Annotated in this window: 13 protein-coding genes; 1 reads left to right on the top strand and 12 read right to left on the bottom strand. The window is 67.4% G+C overall.

Translation table 11 applies throughout. The features are described from left to right. Window positions 1–2: 2 nt before the first annotated feature. From OM960_RS00695 to hisD, 6 genes are all read right to left on the bottom strand, one after another. Window positions 3–926, bottom strand: a complete 924-nt coding sequence (locus OM960_RS00695) for an ABC transporter permease (protein WP_263332191.1) — start codon at window positions 924–926, stop codon at window positions 3–5. An 11-nt stretch (window positions 927–937) separates the two neighbouring features. Next, the gene (locus OM960_RS00690; protein ID WP_263332190.1) at window positions 938–1,891 is read right to left on the bottom strand and encodes an ABC transporter permease; all 954 of its coding nucleotides are present in this window, start codon (window positions 1,889–1,891) and stop codon (window positions 938–940) included. A 101-nt stretch (window positions 1,892–1,992) separates the two neighbouring features. Further along, window positions 1,993–3,561 carry an ABC transporter substrate-binding protein gene (locus tag OM960_RS00685; protein ID WP_263332188.1) on the bottom strand — a complete coding sequence of 523 codons (1,569 nt, stop codon included), beginning with the start codon at window positions 3,559–3,561 and terminating at the stop codon, window positions 1,993–1,995. Between the two features lie 59 nt (window positions 3,562–3,620). Beyond that, the gene (locus OM960_RS00680; RefSeq protein WP_264770745.1) at window positions 3,621–4,730 is read right to left on the bottom strand and encodes a mandelate racemase/muconate lactonizing enzyme family protein; all 1,110 of its coding nucleotides are present in this window, start codon (window positions 4,728–4,730) and stop codon (window positions 3,621–3,623) included. 156 nt (window positions 4,731–4,886) lie between these two features. Next, window positions 4,887–5,576, bottom strand: coding sequence for a cysteate racemase (gene cuyB / locus OM960_RS00675; protein WP_263332184.1), 690 nt, complete (start codon window positions 5,574–5,576; stop codon window positions 4,887–4,889). Between the two features lie 21 nt (window positions 5,577–5,597). Then, on the bottom strand, window positions 5,598–6,899 hold the full coding sequence (gene hisD / locus OM960_RS00670; protein ID WP_263332183.1) for a histidinol dehydrogenase: 1,302 nt from the start codon (window positions 6,897–6,899) through the stop codon (window positions 5,598–5,600). A 103-nt stretch (window positions 6,900–7,002) separates the two neighbouring features. Here hisD and OM960_RS00665 point away from each other — a divergent pair, with 103 nt between their 5' ends. Then, a complete protein-coding gene (locus tag OM960_RS00665; protein WP_263332181.1) occupies window positions 7,003–7,974 on the top strand; it encodes a LysR family transcriptional regulator in 972 nt (323 codons plus the stop codon). Between the two features lie 127 nt (window positions 7,975–8,101). Here OM960_RS00665 and OM960_RS00660 read toward each other — a convergent pair whose 3' ends face one another. The 6 genes from OM960_RS00660 to xsc form a co-directional block, all read right to left on the bottom strand. Next, on the bottom strand, window positions 8,102–8,977 hold the full coding sequence (locus OM960_RS00660) for a dimethyl sulfoxide reductase anchor subunit family protein (protein WP_264770744.1): 876 nt from the start codon (window positions 8,975–8,977) through the stop codon (window positions 8,102–8,104). Continuing rightward, window positions 8,977–9,714: a 4Fe-4S dicluster domain-containing protein gene (locus OM960_RS00655; RefSeq protein WP_264770743.1), complete on the bottom strand. Its 738-nt coding sequence runs from the start codon at window positions 9,712–9,714 to the stop codon at window positions 8,977–8,979. Before OM960_RS00655 ends, OM960_RS00660 begins: the two co-directional genes overlap by 1 nt. Next, on the bottom strand, window positions 9,711–12,497 hold the full coding sequence (locus tag OM960_RS00650; RefSeq protein ID WP_264770742.1) for a molybdopterin oxidoreductase family protein: 2,787 nt from the start codon (window positions 12,495–12,497) through the stop codon (window positions 9,711–9,713). The genes OM960_RS00655 and OM960_RS00650 overlap by 4 nt, the downstream gene beginning before the upstream one ends. A gap of 76 nt (window positions 12,498–12,573) precedes the next feature. Then, window positions 12,574–13,734 (bottom strand): acetate/propionate family kinase, encoded by a 1,161-nt coding sequence (locus OM960_RS00645; protein WP_264770741.1) that lies wholly within the window; start codon window positions 13,732–13,734, stop codon window positions 12,574–12,576. A 1-nt stretch (window position 13,735) separates the two neighbouring features. Then, on the bottom strand, window positions 13,736–14,482 hold the full coding sequence (locus OM960_RS00640) for a sulfite exporter TauE/SafE family protein (RefSeq protein WP_263332171.1): 747 nt from the start codon (window positions 14,480–14,482) through the stop codon (window positions 13,736–13,738). Next, window positions 14,482–16,260 carry a sulfoacetaldehyde acetyltransferase gene (gene xsc / locus OM960_RS00635; RefSeq protein ID WP_263332169.1) on the bottom strand — a complete coding sequence of 593 codons (1,779 nt, stop codon included), beginning with the start codon at window positions 16,258–16,260 and terminating at the stop codon, window positions 14,482–14,484. The genes OM960_RS00640 and xsc overlap by 1 nt, the downstream gene beginning before the upstream one ends. Window positions 16,261–16,287 lie beyond the last annotated feature (27 nt).

The raw sequence follows: 16,287 nt of genomic DNA, 5'->3' as shown, positions 1-16,287 counted from the left end.
CCTCACTCCTTCAACCCGCTGGCGCGGTGCAGCATCCAGTCGACGACGAAGTTGACCGCAACCGTGAGGAGCGCGATCGCGCCCGCCGGCAGAAGCGGCGTGACATCGCCGAAGGTGATCAGCGCCGCGTTCTCCCGCACCATCGAGCCCCAGTCCGCGGTGGGCGGCTGGACGCCGACGCCGAGGAAGGAAAGCGCCGAGATCATCAGGAAGACGAAGCAGAACCTGAGCCCGAACTCGGCCACCAGGGGCGCCATCGCGTTCGGCAGGATCTCCCGCGTGATGAGCCGCCAAAGCCCCTCGCCGCGGAGCTTCGCGGCCTCGATATAATCCATTACCACGATGTCCTGCGCCACCGATCGCGCGAGTCGGAACACCCGCGTCGAGTCGATGGTCGCGATCACGAGGATCAGCGTCACGACCGAGGTGCCGAAGATCGTGAGAAGCAGGAGCGAGAAGATCAGCGACGGGATCGCCATCAGGATATCGACGACACGGCTGAGAAACTGGTCCATCCAGCCCCCGACGGTCGCCGCCAGCAGCCCGAGGATCGAGCCGATGGCGAAGGCCAGAGCGGTGGTCATGAAGGCGATGCCGACGGTGTTCCGCGCCCCGTAGATGAGCCGGGTGAACATGTCGCGGCCGAGATTGTCCGTGCCGAGGATATAGGGCGCCTCCCAGGGCAGGAACTGGCCGCCTACGACCTCGCGCTCGGCGAAGGGCGCGATCACCGGGGCGAAGATCGCGACGAGGATGTAGAGAAGGATCACGAGCATCCCGAACGCGGCCGTCAGCGGCGCGGTTCTCAGCGCCTTGCGCAGCCCGCCGCGCGACACCGCGATGGCCGCGGTTCGGAAGAGCCAGCCCGCGGCCAGCGCCACGGCAATGGCCACCGCGATCCAGAGGAGCTTGATGAGGATCGTCATGTCAGCCCTCCTTACTTGCGGTGGATGAGACGCGGATTCGACAGGGTCGAAAGCACGTCGGCAGTGAGGTTGAGAAGCACGTAAGCCGCGGCGAAGATCAGCGCGACGGCCTGCACGACCGGGAAGTCGCGCTTGGCCACGCTGTCGACCATCAGCTGGCCGAGGCCCGGATAGACGAAGACCACCTCGACCACGACGACGCCGGTTATGAGATAGGCGAGGTTCAGCGCGATGACGGTGATGATCGGCGCCAACGCGTTCGGCAGCGCGTGCTTCAGGATAACCCGCATCGGGTTGATGCCCTTGAGCCGCGCCATCTCGATATAGGGCGAGGCGAGCAGGTTGATGATCGCCGCCCGTGTCATCCGCATCATGTGCGCGGTCACCACGAGCGTCAGCGTCAGCGCCGGCAGGAACGCGCGGTAGAGCGCCTCGCCGAGGCTCGTATTCGGATCCATCCGCGTCATCGACGGGAAGAGACCCGACTGCGCAAGGACGAAGATCAGGATGTAAGCCACAAAGAATTCAGGAAAAGAGATCGAGGTCAGCGCCAGCGCATTGGCCGCGCGGTCGAAGATCGAGTTGCGGTAGAGCGCGGCGAGGATGCCGAGCGTCAGCGACAGCGGCACCGCGATTGCCGCAGCATAGAGCGCGAGGAAGAGCGTGTTGCCGAGCCGGGTCGCGATCAGGTCGGCAATTGGCCGCTTGTTGGCGAGCGAGGTGCCGAAATCGCCCTGCAGCGCCCCGAAGAGCCAGTTGAAGTACCGCTGGTAGGCCGGAAGATCGAGGCCAAGCTCCTTGCGGAACGCCGCGACGGTCTCGGGCGTCGCCGACTGCCCGAGAATTGCCTGCGCGAGGTCACCCGGCAGAAGTTCCGTGGCGCTGAAGATGATCACCGAAATGACCAGCAGCGTCAGAAGCCCGAGGCCAAGACGCTTGAAGATCATTTCCCACACGATGGACATGCAGGCCTCCCCCGATTATCGCCCTGCCGGTTCTCCGGCCGGCGGATTTGGCCCGATTGGGCGGTGTTAGCCCCGGCGCCTCAGCGCCGGGGCCGATGGTATCAGGCGAACCACCAGCGCTCGTAGAGCCGCAGGCCGTCGAGGCCCTGGTTGGTGCCGATGACCTCGGGCACACCGACCTTGTCGGAATGCGCGTTGACGTAGCTCGCGAACATCGGGATGACGACGCCGCCCTCGTTGGCGCAGATCGCCTGCATCTCCCAGTACATCTCGCGGCGCTTGTCGTCGTCCAGTTCCGACCGCGCGGATACAAGCAGTTCATTGAACCGCGCATGATCCCAGAAGCTGTCGTTCCACGGCGCCCCGGCGCTGTAGGCCACCGAGAACATCAGATCCTCGGTCGGTCGGCCGCCCCAGTAGGAGGCGCAGAACGGCTTCTTCATCCAGACGTTGTCCCAGTAGCCGTCCGACGGCTCGCGCACGACCTCGATGTTGATGCCGGCGGCCGCGGCCCGCTCGGCATAGAGCACGGCGGAATCCACCGCCCCGGCGAATGCAGCATCGGCTGCCGAGAGCTGGACCGTCAGCGTGTCCATTCCGGCTTCCTTGAGGTGGAACTTCGCCTTGTCCGGGTCGTAGGTCTTCTGCTCCAGTTCGGTGTTGAAGTAGCGCTGGCCGCTGCCGATCGGATGGTCGTTGCCGGCGCTGCCGAAGCCGCGCAGGATCTTCTCGACCAGTTCGTCCCGGTCGATGCCGTACTTCAGCGCCTGACGCACGTTGTTGTTGTCGTAGGGCGAGAGCCGGGTATCCATCGGGAACACGAAGTGCTGGTTGCCGGTCACGGGCAGGACCTTGATGCCCGGCGCACGCTCGAGAAGCGAGACGGTGTTCAGGTCGACGCCGTCGATCACGTCCACTTCGCCGGTGATCAGCGCGTTCTGGCGCGCCGCCGCGTCGACGATCGACAGCGCGTCGATGCCGTCGAACCAGGCGCGGTCGGTCTTGAAGTAGTTCGGGTTGCGGCTCATCTTCACCGAGACGCCCGGCTCGAAGCTGTCGAGCACATAGGCGCCGGTTCCGTCCGTCGTCGTCGGGTCGATCTTGCCTTCCGCCGAGGGCAGCACCACGAGGTGATAGTCGGCAAGGATGAACGGGAAGTCGGCATTGCCGCCCGAGAGCGAGATGACGACGTTCGAACCCTCGGCCTTGATGTCGGTGATCGGGTCGACATAGGGCTTCGCGGCCGATTTCGATTCCTCACCGCGGTGATAGTTGAGCGATGCGACGACGTCGTCCGTCGTCATCGTCTTGCCGCTGTGGAAGGTCACGCCCTCGCGGATCTTGAAGGTCCAGGTCGCGGCGTCGGCCGAGGCCTCCCAGCTCTCGGCAAGTTCCGCCACCAGCGAGCCGTCGGGCGCGATCTCGGTCAGCGTGTTGCAGCGCGCGGTGTTGAAGCTCTGCACGAAGGTCGAATCCCAGGTCGCGGGATCGAGGCTGTCGGTGGTGTTGCCGCTGGCGAGGGCGATACGCAGGACGCCGCCCCGCTTCGGCTCGGCCATGGCCTTACGCACGCTCGCGGGCAGGATCAGCCCGGCGGCGCCGAGCGCGGTCGCGCCCTTCAAGAGGCCGCGGCGGCTGATGCCACCCATCGGGGAGTTCAGTTTCGACATTTTGTCCTCCTTGTCGGTGTTCTTGTTTGGATTGATTACGGCCGCCGGATCGGGCGGGGTCAAGCCTCTAACGCGCTCTTTTGATAATTTGCCCGGCCGAGCCAGTCGGGGTCGATCTCGACGCCCCAACCGGGACCGTCGGGAATGTGCAGATGCCCATCGCGGACCGCATAGGGATCGCCGAGGAACAACCCCTGCTGCCAGGGGTAATAATCGGGCCCCTCGATCGAGAATTCGAGATATTTCCCGGCATTCGGGATCGCGCCCAGAAGGTGCATCGTACAGATCGTCACGAGCGACAGATTGGCGCTGTGCGGGGTGCAGGGCAAGCCCGCCTTCGCGGCCATGTCGGCGACCAGAAGCGTCCGTGCGAGGCCGCCCATGTACATCACGTCGGGCTGCACGATATCGACCGCGCGCATCTCGATCATTCGCTTCCAGGTGGCGAGGTCCCAGTCCTGCTCGCCCCCTGTCACGTCGAGGTCGAGCGCGTCGGTGACCGCTTTCGTCTGTTCCAGTTCCCAGTAGGGGCACGGCTCCTCGAAATGCGAGATCCCCACGGCCTCGAGCTGCCGGCCGACCTCGATCGCGCGGGCCGGCGAGAAGCCCGAATTGCCGTCGACGAGCTTGGCCACGTCGTGCCCAAGCGCCCGCGCAACGACCGGAATCACCGCCTCGGTCCGCCCCGGCCATTCGTCGACGTCGCGTCCGCATTCCGCGCCGACGCGCCACTTGAAGGCGTCGAAACCCTGTTCGTCCCGGAGCCGGCAGAGCCGCGCCGCCTCGTCCTCGGGCGTGATGTCGCGCTTCATCGATGAGGCATAGGCGCGGATCGGGCCCGGCTTGCCGCCCAGAAGTTCCACGACCGGCTTGCCCTCGCGCCTGCCCCGGAGATCCCAGAGCGCGGTGTCGAGCCCCGCGAGCGCCCGGCAGCGATAGGAGCCGGGGAACTTGTGCTCCTTCTCCTCGATCCGCTGGACGAGGCCGAGGATATCGCCGGTTCCCGCCCCGAGCGCGTGCGGCGCGACCTGGCGATGAAAAATCTGGGCGGTGATGTCGGCATTGTAGGTGGAGCACTGGCCCCAGCCGGTGGCGCCATCCTCGGCGGTCAGTTTCACGAAGCAGACGAACTCGTTCGAAAAGGTCTCAAGAGTAGAGATCCTCGCCATGCAACGCGCCCCCGATCGCCGCCAACCCCCAGGCCCGGATCGTGGATCCGGCCTCAATTGTCAGACCTTAAGGCACCGTTAGCGCCAGAATAGCGCCTGAAAGCGACGCTCTGTCGATTATTTGCGACACAACATCGCTTTTCATTGATTGACTGATCAATTTACCGAGAGCGTCACGATTCGCGCGGCAAGACAGTCGAGGCTGTCGGTCCAGACCAGATCCCCCGGCAGGCCGGGGGCAAGGATCGACAGTTCGGTGCAGGCTACCAGAAGCGCCGCGCAGCCCTGCCCCGCGATCAGGTCACGCCCGATCGCGGCGAGGTCCGCACGGTCACCCTCCGACACCCGCCCTGCCTTGACGGCGCGGATGATCGCCAGCAGCCGGTCCTCCTCCGCGCTCCAGACCGGGGTGAGCCCCGCCTCGGCGAAGGCCGCGTCGAAGACCCGCGCCTTCCGCGCCGCGGGCGAGGCGAGCATGCCGATCCGCGCGCCCGCCCCGTGCTTCGCCACGAGCGCCCCGACCGTCTCGGCGATCATATCGATGAACGGCACCGTGACCGCGGCGCGGATGTCGGGCGCATAGGCGTGGGCAGTGTTGCAGGGCATCGCGATCGCCTCCGCTCCCGCCGCCTCGAGCCGCCGCGCGAGATCGGCGAGGACCGGCGCCGGGCTTGGCCCGGTGCCCTCGATCAGGGCGGCGATGCGGCTCGGCACCTGGGGATACTGGAACACCAGAAGCGGCACATGGTCGGAATCGTCCGCCGCCGGCCGCGCCGCGATCACCCGCTCCATCAGGAGCACGGTCGCATCCGGCCCCATGCCCCCCAGAACCCCGACAAGCCGCATCGCGCCTCTCCCCTCACGCCGTCAGGGTGTAACCACGAACGCTTCGCCGGGGAAGAACTTCTCCAGCCGGATATCGGCGGAGCGGGCATGGCCCTCCATCCCCTCGTAACGCGAGATCCGCGCCGTCACCGCGGCCAGTTCGCGCAGCGCCTCGGGCGCCACCTCCTGCCAGGTCACGGTCTTGAGGAACTTGTGGACCGAGAGCCCGCCGGTATAGCGCGCCGCACCAGAGGTCGGCAGCACATGGTTGGTGCCCGCCGCCTTGTCGCCGAACGCAACCGTCGTCTGCGGCCCGAGGAAGAGCGAGCCATAGGCCGACAGCCGGCCCCGCCACCAGGGAAGATCGGCGGCCTGCACATGCAGATGCTCGGGCGCGACCCGGTCGGCATGCTCGGCCATCTCCTCGCGGGTGTCGCACAGCACGATCTCGCCGAGGTCGGCCCAGGCGGCCTCGGCGGCACCCCGGTTGGGCTGCGGCAGCTCGGCGATGCAGGCCGGGATCAGCGCCGTCACCGCCTCGGCCAGCGCGGCGCTGTCGGTCACCAGCCAGACCGGCGAGGTCTGGCCGTGCTCGGCCTGCCCGACCAGGTCCCAGGCCACCAGATGGGGATCGGCATCGCCGTCGGCGATCACCATGCTGTCCGTGGGCCCCGCGAACATGTCGATGCCGACGCGGCCGAAAAGCTGGCGCTTGGCCTCGGCGACATAGGCGTTGCCGGGGCCGACGAGGATATCCGCCGGCGGCAGGCCGAACTGGCCGAAGGCCATCGCCGCAACCCCTTGCACACCGCCGAGCGCGAGGATCCGGTCGGCTCCGCAATAGTCGAGCGCGTAGAGGATCGGCGCCGGGATGCCCTTGCCCGGACGCGGCGGCGACACCGCCGAGATATGTCCGACGCCGGCCACCTTCGCCGTCGTCACGGTCATCAGCGCCGAGGCGATATGGCTGTAGCGCCCGCCCGGCACATAGGCCCCGGCCGAGGCGATCGGGATCAGCCGCTGCCCGGCCCTGAGTCCCGGCCTGAGCTCCACCTCGGTCTCGCGGCAGCTTTCGAGCTGGGCGCGCGCAAAGCCGGCGATGTTGTCATGGGCATAGCGGATGTCGTCCTTCAGCCGCTGCGGAACCTCGTCCGCTGCCGCCTCGATCACCTCGCGCGGCACCACGATCTCGCCCGTCCAGCCGTCGAGCCGCTCGGCATAGCGCTGGGTGACGATCTCGCCGCCGGCCTCGATCTCGGCCAGCATCCGCGCCACGGTGGCCTGGACGCCGGCATTCTCTTCGGCCTTCTCGCCGCCCGACTGCTTGATGAACCTGATGCTCATTTTCTTCGATCCCATTTCATTGCCGCATCGGTCGGGCTTGACCCGATCCGATTGCGGGTTCACTTTTCTGAAACTTGTGATACCCCAAGAGGCTCCGCCCTTCATGCTTTCCAAAGGCATCACCCTGCGCGCGCTCGAACTGTTCGAGGCGATCGCCCAGACCGGCACGGTGGCCGAGGCCGCGCGGCTGATGGATCTGAGCCTGCCGGCCGCCTCGCAGCAGATCTCGAACCTCGAGACCACGCTCGGCACCACGCTCTTCGACCGCGCCCACCGGCCCCTGCGGCTCACGCCCGCGGGGCGCGTCTTCCTGCACCGGGTGCGCGACGCCCTGAGCCAGATCCGCCAGGCCCGCGCCGAGCTTACCGTGCTCGACATCTCGCATCTGAAGAGCCTGCGGCTCGGCGTGATCGACGATTTCGACGCAGAACTGACACCGGAACTGGTGATCGCGCTCGCCAAGAACCTGAAGAACTGCCGTTTCCGCCTGACCACGGCGCCGAGCCACGAGGTCACGGCGCTGCTGGCGAGCCGCCAGCTCGACATCGTGATCGCGGCCGCGCCGCAGGATCCGGTGCCGGGCGCGCATGAACATCGGCTGCTGCGCGATCCTTACGTGCTCGCCGTGCCGCGCGGCCTCTCCCTGCCGAAGGGGCGCGAAATCGACACGCTCACGGCGCTGCCCTTCCTGCGCTACGACCGCAATCAGCTCATGGGCCGCCAGATCGAGGCGCATCTGGCGCGCCACCGCGTCACGCTCCCCGACCGGATCGAGATCGACAGCAACCAGTCGATCATCGCGCTCGTCGCCAATGGCGCGGGCTTCTCGATCACCACGCCCTTGGCGTTGCTGAGGGCGCGGAGCTTCCTGCCGCAGATCGACATCCATCCCCTGCCCCTCGCCGCGATGTCGCGCACGATCTCGCTCTTCGCGCTGAGCCAGGAGGCCGGCAATGTCCCGGCCGAGATTGCGAAGATGCTGCGCGCGATGATGACCGCGCGGCTGATCGGCCCGGCCAAGGAATTCGCACCTTGGCTTGCCGACACGTTCGCGGTGATTCCGGCGCAGGGTTAGGATCACGGGGCGGGCTCCGGGGCGGGGTCTTCCCGGATAGGACGGCGCGGGGGACGCTGCGGCAAGCATCGCCCCCCGTTTTCTGCAAGATGGAAGCGCGGCTTCCGGAAACTGGAATACGCCGGGGTCAGCGCCGCCCATAGTAGAGACCGACGACATGCTCGGCCTCCGCGAAGAAGAGCCAGCGCGCGGCGAAGGCCCCGGCAAGATGGACGAGGGCTGCCAGCGCCACGGTCGCGACCGACGCGGGCAGGACCAGCAGGATCACCGCCGGCAGAAGCCCGGCCGCGACGACCGCGATCATCCGCAGCCGGGCGGCATGCTTGCGCCCCACGTCATGGATCATCTCGCGCAGGAGGTAGTTCGAACCGGTATGGGCCGGCGCGAACTGCCGCACCGATCCGACCGCCCCGAGCCCGGTCGCGCTGCCGAGCGAGGCGCCCACGGCGGCGAACCGCCCGTCACCGAGACGGAAAGCCGCGACGAGCAGCAATCCGAGCGCGAGGCAGAGCAGTGCCGCCAGCACCGCCCGCCCCGACAGCATCGCCCCGGCGGCGAGCGCGAAGCCCATGAACAAGGCCGGCGTGGTCCAGAAGTTCCAGCGCGGGATGGTCTTGAGCTGGGTGTAGATCATCGAGGTAGCGGCGATGGTCACAAGACAGGATAACGCCCCCAGAACGCCCAGGGCCGCGGGCGGCTCCGCCCCGAAGACCGCCGCCAGCGCGACCGGCGCAAGGAGGGCAAGCGAGACGACCGCGGCCCAGGCCTCGCGGCTAAGCCAGCTCGTCCGCCACTGGGTGAAGGCGCGGAGCGCCCGCTGCGGGTTGCCAAGGTGGAAGGCCGAGGCGAGAAGCCCGATCCCGGCCAGCGCGTAGCCGAGCCCCCAGAGCAGGAGGGCCGCCCAGCCCGTGACCGCGACCGCGCCGAGCCCGAGGAAGGCCAGCAGCCCGAATCCGGCACCGGACAGTACCGTGAAGACAATGACGGAAGGTGCTGGATGCATTAGAGTTTCTCCAGAATCCGGTCGAGCCATCCGGCGAATCCGGTGGCCTTCACATCCAGAAGCGGCGCGAGCACGTCGATCTCCTCGGCCTTGCCCTTCGGGCGCGGCGGCAGGTACTTGTTGACCGGCTTGGTCTCCATCTCCGGCATGAGGTCATAGCCGCCACGCTCGGCAACGAGCTTGCTCACGGCACTGCCGGGATCGCCGAGATCGCCGAAATGCCGCGCCCCGGTCGGACACGTTCGGACGCAGGCCGGCTGGCGGTCCTCCTCGGGCAGGTTCTCGTTGTAGATCCGGTCGACGCAGAGCGTGCATTTCTTCATCACGCCCGCCGCCTGATCAAGCTCCCGCGCCCCGTAGGGACAGGCCCAGGCACAGAGGCCGCAACCGATGCAGGCGTCCTCGTTCACCAGTACGATCCCGTCCTCGGCGCGCTTGTAGCTCGCCCCGGTCGGGCAGACCGTGACGCAGGGCGCGTTCTCGCAGTGAAGGCACGAGCGCGGGAAGTTGATGATCTGCGCAGGGCCCTGTTCGGGCTGAACCTCGTAAGAGTGAACGCGGTTGAGGAACGTCCCCGAAGGTTCTGATCCGTAAGCGTTCTGATCCGACAGCGGCACGCCGTAGCCCTGATCGTTCCAGCCCTTGCAGGCGGTCACGCAGGCATGGCAGCCGACGCAGGTGTCGAGGTCGATGACGAGCCCCAGTTTCTTCGCGGAGGGCGGCGGAAGCGCAGTCATGGCCGGTTCCTCCTCGCTTGCGGCACGGGTGAGACGAGGTTCGGGAAGGCGGGTTGCGCCTCTTCGGGTGGATCGGCCTTCTCGACCCGCACGCGCAGGTCGAACCACGCCGCCTGGCCGGTGATCGGATCGGAGTTGGACCAACGCAAACCATCGCCCTTCTCGGGCAGAAGTTCGTGGATCAGGTGGTTGAGAAGAAAGCCTTTCGTCGCCTCCGGCGCCTCCGGGTCGAGCGCCCAGGCGCCCTTGCGCTTGCCGATCGCGTTCCAGGTCCAGATCGTGTTCTCGTTCAGCGCCGCCATGTGCGCCACCGGCACCGTGATCTCGCCCGAGGGCGAGGTCACGCGGGCCCAGTCGCCCTCCGCGAAGCCGCAGGACTCCCAGATCTTGGTTGGCACATAGAGCGGGTTATGACCGTGGATCTGCCTCAGCCAGGCGTTCTGCGAGCCCCAGCTGTGGTACATCGCCATCGGCCTCTGAGTCAGGGCATGGACCGGATAGGCGTCGCCCGCGCTCTCGCCGAAGGGTTCGTACCAGATCGGCAAGGGGTCCATCGTCTCTTTCAGGCGCTGGCGCAGATGCTCGGGCGGCTGGCGCATCCCGTGGCCCTCGGCGGCCAGCCGGAACCGCTGCAACGGCTCGGACCAGAGCGTGAAGAGATAGGGATGGGGTTTGTCGTAGAATCCGAGGCTTACCGCCCAGTCCTGATACGCCGAGTTCCACGGCTTGTAGAATTGAGCCTCCTCCGGGACATGGGCGACGTGGAACCCGCCATTGTCGATGTAGCGCTGAAGCTGATCGGGATTGACCGGCCCGCGCCCGGTCTGGTCGCCGTTGCCACGCCAGCCCATCAGCGGCCCGACCCCCGGCCGACGCTCGTGGTTGACCATGTAATCCGCGTAATCGCGGTACTTTGCGCGGCCTTCCTCATCCACGAAGCCGGGCAGCTTCAGCCGGTTCGCAAGCTCCACCAACACCGACTGGAAGCCCCTAACCTCGCGGTCCGGCTCGATCACCGGCCAGCGGATCGCATCGGCTGCGGCCTCGGCTTCGCAGATCGGCCGGTCGAGGAGCGAGATGCAGTCATGCCGCTCCAGATAGGTCGTGTCCGGCAGCACAAGGTCGGCATAGGCCACCATCTCCGAGGCATAGGCGTCGGAATAGATGATGCGCGGGATCTTGTACTCGCCCGCCTCGTCCCTCTCGGTCAGCATCTCCATGACGCTGCGCGTGTTCATCGACGAGTTCCACGACATGTTGGCCATGTAGAGCAGGAGCGTGTCGATCTTGTAGGGGTCGCCCGCATGGGCGTTCGGGATGACCATGTGCATCAGCCCGTGCGCCGACATCGGGTTTTCCCAGGAAAACCCCTTGTCGATCCGCGCCGGCGAGCCGTCCGGCTTCAGCGCGAGATGCTCCGGCCCCCGCACAAAGCCGAGATGCGGCCCGCCCAAGGGCTTGCCCGGCACGCAGTCGCAATGCGGGGTCGGATGCGCCTCGATCGGCTTCGGATAGGGCGGCTTGAAACGGAACCCGCCGGGCGTCTCGACCGAGCCGATGAGGATCTGCAGCAGGTGCAGCGCGCGGGCGGTCTGGAAGCCGTTGGAATGGGCCGAGATCCCGCGCATCGCATGGAAGGCGACCGGGCGGCCGATCATCTTCTCGTGCCGGTCGCCGCGGAAATCGGTCCAGGCGCGGTCGAGCACGACCGGCGCGTCGAAGGCGGCATGGGCGATCTCGGCCGCGAGCCCCTTGATGCGGGCCGCCGGAATGCCGGTGCGATCCGCCACCGCCTCGGGCGCGTAATCGTCGGCGAGATAGCGTTCGGCGAGGTGCTGGAACACCGTCCGGTGGCCCTCGTGGACGGCGCCGAGATCGGGCTCGACACCCTTCGTGTCGAAGGGCGTGGGCTTGCCGGACCGTCGGTCGATGACCAGGAGCTTGCCATCACCATCGCGCAGCAGGAGCCCCTTGCCCGGCCCCTCGGTGCCATCCACCAGACAGGGCGCGTTGGTGAACCGCGCGAGATAGTCGAGGTCGATCTTGCCGGCTTTCAGGATCTCGTGGACCAGCGACAGGATCAGGAGCCCGTCGGTCCCCGGCGTGATCCCGTACCAGTCGTCGGCGACGCCGTTGTAGCCGGTGCGGATCGGGTTGACGCCGATCACCCGGGCGCCGCGCGCCTTGAGCTTGCCGATGCCGATCTTGATCGGGTTGGAATCGTGGTCCTCGGCGACACCGAACAGCACGAAGAGCTTCGCCCGGTCCCAGTCGGGCTGGCCGAACTCCCAGAACGCGCCGCCCATCGTGTAGATGCCGCCTGCCGCCATGTTGACCGAGCAGAAACCGCCATGCGCGGCATAGTTCGGCGTCCCGAAGCCCTGCGCCCAGAAGCTCGTGAACGATTGCGACTGGTCGCGCCCGGTGAAGAAGGCAAGTCTCTCCGGCGCGTCGTCGCGCAGGGGCTTCAGCCAGCCCACCGCGATCTCGAACGCCTCCTCCCAGGAGATCTCCTCGAACGCGCCCGAGCCGCGCGGACCGACCCGCTTCAGCGGCGCGCGGAGCCGCGAGGGTGCTGTCACCTGCATGATCCCCGAGGCGCCCTTGGCGCAAAGCACGCCCCTGTTGACCGGGTGCCGGCGGTTGCCCTCGATATAGCTCACGCGCCCCGACTTCAGGTGCACGTTGATGCCGCAGCGGCAGGCGCACATGTAGCATGTCGTGCGCCTGACCTCGTCCGAGACATTGGGAGAAGTGTCCAGCTTCGGCTCTTGAAAGCCCATTTTCGTTCCCTATCCCTGTTCGCGCGCGGAACGTTCTTCCCGATTGATCCTCAGATCAACCCGAATGTGCCCGCTTTCATTTTTTCGTATCGGTCGTTTGCCCCCCGAGTACCGCGACCACCTCGGCCGCGATGTGGCGCTCCTCGGCGGCCGGCACGATCACCACCGGCACCGCCGAACCGGCCCGGTCGAGCCGCGCCCCGCCCGCCGCATTCGCTGCCGGATCGAGCGCCACGCCCATGAAACCGAGCCCCTCGCAGATCGCCCTGCGCGCCTCGGCGTCGTTCTCGCCGATGCCGCCGGTGAAGGCGACGCAGTCGAGCCCGCCCATCGCCGAGATCATCGAGCCGGCGTGGCGCACCGCCCAGTAGCCGAAATGCGAGACCGCAAAGCGCGCCTCCTCGGTTCCCGCCGCGTGCAGCGCGCGCATGTCGGAGGCGCCGCCGAGGCCGAGAAGCCCGCTTCTGTTGTTGAGGAGCCGCTTTGCCCCGTCGATGCCGTGATCCTCGGCGAGCCGGATCACGGCGTTGCCGTCGATCGCGCCGGTGCGCGTGCCCATCGTCAGCCCGTCGAGCGGCGAGTAGCCCATCGTCGTCGCCACCGACCGCCCGTCGCGGATCGCCGCGAGCGAGGCGCCGTTGCCGAGATGGAGCGCCAGCACCCGGCCTGGCAGCGGCGCGCCGAGCAGCTCCGGCAGCCGCAGCGTGAGGCTCGCGTAGGAGATGCCGTGAAAGCCGTAGCGGCGGATGCCCTTCGCCTCTTCCTCCGCCGGCAGCGCGTAGCGCAGCGCGACCTCGGGATTGGTGGCGTGGAAGGCGGTGTCGAAGCAGGCGACCTGCGGCAGCTCCGGCGCGAGCCGCCCGAGAGCCCGGATCGCCGCGAGATTGTGGGGATTGTGCAGCGGCGCGAGCGGTACGCAGGCCTCGATCGCTGCCAGCACCTCGGGAGTGACCCGGACCGAGCCGGTCAAGGCCCGCCCGCCATGCACGACCCGGTGGCCCGCCGCCTTCAGCCGCGCGACCGGATGACCCGCCTCTGCGAGCCCCGCGATGAGGAGCGACAGCGCCGCGTCATGGTCGGGCGCCTCGCAGGCGCGCTCCACGCCGATCTTCAGCCGCGCGGCACCGCCGATCTCGGTCACGGCGCCGGTAGCGACAGTCTGAAGCGCGCCGTCGAAGAGCGCCACCTTGATCGAGGACGACCCGGCATTGACGACGAGGATCAGGTCATTCTCCATCTCAGATCACCGATTTCAGAAGGCCGAGCGTCGCGAGCCCGGCAAGGAGGAGAAGCGCGAAGCGGCGAAAGTCCTGCGGCTCGGCCTTGAGGAACTGCCGCCCGCCGAGCCAGATTCCCGCCGCCATCATCGGCAACACGAAAAGCGTGGCGCGGAACGTGTCGGCGCTGACCATACCGGCCCGCGCCATGATGGGCAGCGACCAGAGGTCCATCAGCGTGAAATAGGCGATGAGCGTCGCCCGGAACACCGCAGCCGCGACCGGCTGCGCCGTCATGAAGACCGCGACCGGCAGCCCCCCCACGCCCGCACCGTTGGCGAGGCCCGAGACGAAGCCGGTGCCGGTCGTCCCGACATCGCCGACGTGACCGCGAAAGCTCCAGCCGATCCAGAGCAACGCGCACATTACCAGCACGAAGAGCGCGATCACCGCCCGCGCGAGATCCGTGCCGATCGACGTGATGATCGTCACCCCCAAGGGCACGCCGGCCAGCGCGCCGAGCATCAGCGTGCCGACCCGCCGCCAGTCGATCCGCGCCCAGATCCCGCGCGCCTGCTGCACCGTCATCACGATGTCGCACAGGATCACCACCGGTACCGCATGGAGCGGGCTGGTGACGAGGCTCGTCGCCAGGATCACCAGTGCCGCGAAACCGAACCCGGAATAGCCCCGCACGAAGGCCGCGCCGAAGACGGCGACGGCGAGAAACGCCGCCGCCGCCGGTTCCAGCCCGAAGGGGAGCGCCATCACGCCCCTTTTTGCGGGCGCATGTCGGCGCGGTTGATGCCCGCGACCTCGACAGGCTTCTTCATCGCGTCGCGGCGGAAGGGCTCGCCCAGTTCCTGGTTGATCATGGCTTCGATGAGCGTGGTCTTGCCATGCTTCATCTGGTCCTCGATCGCCTTGTTGAGCGCGGCCGTCAGCTCGTCCATCGTCCGGGCCACGACGCCCTGCAACCCGCAGGCCTTGGCGATGCCGGCATAGGACACCTGCGTATCCAGCTCGGTGCCGACGAAGTTGTCGTCATACCAGAGGGTGGAGTTGCGCTTTTCCGCGCCCCACTGGTAGTTGCGGAAGACGATCTGCGTGACGGCCGGCCATTCCTCGCGGCCGATGGCGGTCAGTTCCGTCACCGCGATGCCGAAGGCGCCGTCGCCCGAGAAACCGACGACCGGCACGTCCGGGCAGCCGATCTTGGCGCCGATCACCGCAGGCAGGCCGTAGCCGCAGGGGCCGAAGAGACCCGGCGACAGGTATTTGCGGCCTTCCTCGAAGGACGGATAGGCGTTGCCGATGGCGCAGTTGTTGCCGATGTCGGACGAGATGATCGCGTTCTTCGGCAGTGCCGACTGAATTGCGCGCCACGCTTTGCGCGGCGAGAGCCAGTCCGGCTTCGCGGCACGGGCACGCTCGTTCCAGGTGGTGCCCGGATCGTCCTGCTCGTGATCCATCGAGGTCAGTTCCTGCGCCCAGGCCGACTTGGTCTTGGCAATGAGCGCCTTGCGATCGTCACGACCGGCGTCGCCAGCGCTGTCCGAGAGCCGCTCGAGGATCGAGTTGGCGACCTTCTTCGCATCGCCGATGATGCCGACGGTGACCTTCTTGGTCAGTCCGATCCGGTTCGGGTTGATGTCGACCTGGATGATCGCGGCATCCTTCGGCCAGTAGTCGATGCCGTAGCCCGGCAGCGTCGAGAACGGGTTGAGCCGGGTGCCGAGCGCCAGGACGACATCAGCCTTGGCGATGAGTTCCATGCCCGCCTTCGAGCCGTTGTAGCCGAGCGGGCCCGCGAAAAGGGGATGCGAGCCGGGGAACGCGTCGTTGTGCTGGTAGCCGACGCAGACCGGGGCCGATAGGCGCTCGGCGAGCTTGATCGTGTCGCCGATTGCGCCGCCGAGCACCACGCCCGCGCCGTTCAGGATCACCGGGAACTTGGCGTTCGACAGAAGCTCGGCCGCCTTAGACAGCGCCTCATCGCCGCCGCCGGGGCGTTCGAACTCGACGATCTGCGGCAGTTCGATGTCGATCACCTGGGTCCAGAAATCGCGCGGCATGTTGATCTGCGCCGGCGCCGAGGCGCGCTTGGCCTGCAGGATCACGCGGTTCAGCACCTCGGCGACGCGCGACGGGTCTCGCACCTCTTCCTGATAGGCGACCATATCGCGGAACGCGGCCATCTGCTCGACTTCCTGGAAGCCGCCCTGCCCCATCGTCTTGTTGGCGGCCTGCGGCGTCACCAGCAGAAGCGGCGTGTGGTTCCAGTAGGCGGTCTTCACGGCGGTGACGAAGTTGGTGATGCCGGGGCCGTTCTGGGCGATCATCATCGACATCTTGCCGGTGGCGCGGGTGTAGCCGTCCGCCATCATGCCGCCCGATCCCTCATGGGCGCAGTCCCAGAAGGTGATGCCGGCTTTGCCGAAGATATCCGAGATCGGCATCATGGCCGAGCCGATGATGCCAAAGGCATGCTCAATGCCGTGCATCTGCAGGACTTTGACGAAAGCTTCTTCGGTGGTCATCTTCATGGGTCGTCTCCTTCAGCCGCAGCCATT

The organism is Defluviimonas salinarum (genome assembly GCF_026013545.1).
Classification (GTDB): Bacteria; Pseudomonadota; Alphaproteobacteria; order Rhodobacterales; family Rhodobacteraceae; genus Albidovulum; species Albidovulum salinarum.
This window is presented reverse-complemented; position numbering and strand designations above follow the sequence as displayed.

What these genes read in the sequence shown, in the direction of transcription:
- OM960_RS00685 (WP_263332188.1), bottom strand. Translation starts at nt 3,561, where the DNA reads ATGTCGAAACTGAACTCCCCGATGGGTGGCATCAGCCGCCGCGGCCTC.
- OM960_RS00695 (WP_263332191.1), bottom strand. Translation starts at nt 926, where the DNA reads ATGACGATCCTCATCAAGCTCCTCTGGATCGCGGTGGCCATTGCCGTG.
- OM960_RS00680 (WP_264770745.1), bottom strand. Translation starts at nt 4,730, where the DNA reads ATGGCGAGGATCTCTACTCTTGAGACCTTTTCGAACGAGTTCGTCTGC.
- OM960_RS00690 (WP_263332190.1), bottom strand. Translation starts at nt 1,891, where the DNA reads ATGTCCATCGTGTGGGAAATGATCTTCAAGCGTCTTGGCCTCGGGCTT.
- OM960_RS00650 (WP_264770742.1), bottom strand. Translation starts at nt 12,497, where the DNA reads ATGGGCTTTCAAGAGCCGAAGCTGGACACTTCTCCCAATGTCTCGGAC.
- cuyB (WP_263332184.1), bottom strand. Translation starts at nt 5,576, where the DNA reads ATGCGGCTTGTCGGGGTTCTGGGGGGCATGGGGCCGGATGCGACCGTG.
- OM960_RS00655 (WP_264770743.1), bottom strand. Translation starts at nt 9,714, where the DNA reads ATGACTGCGCTTCCGCCGCCCTCCGCGAAGAAACTGGGGCTCGTCATC.
- OM960_RS00660 (WP_264770744.1), bottom strand. Translation starts at nt 8,977, where the DNA reads ATGCATCCAGCACCTTCCGTCATTGTCTTCACGGTACTGTCCGGTGCC.
- OM960_RS00665 (WP_263332181.1), top strand. Translation starts at nt 7,003, where the DNA reads ATGCTTTCCAAAGGCATCACCCTGCGCGCGCTCGAACTGTTCGAGGCG.
- xsc (WP_263332169.1), bottom strand. Translation starts at nt 16,260, where the DNA reads ATGAAGATGACCACCGAAGAAGCTTTCGTCAAAGTCCTGCAGATGCAC.
- OM960_RS00645 (WP_264770741.1), bottom strand. Translation starts at nt 13,734, where the DNA reads ATGGAGAATGACCTGATCCTCGTCGTCAATGCCGGGTCGTCCTCGATC.
- hisD (WP_263332183.1), bottom strand. Translation starts at nt 6,899, where the DNA reads ATGAGCATCAGGTTCATCAAGCAGTCGGGCGGCGAGAAGGCCGAAGAG.
- OM960_RS00640 (WP_263332171.1), bottom strand. Translation starts at nt 14,482, where the DNA reads ATGGCGCTCCCCTTCGGGCTGGAACCGGCGGCGGCGGCGTTTCTCGCC.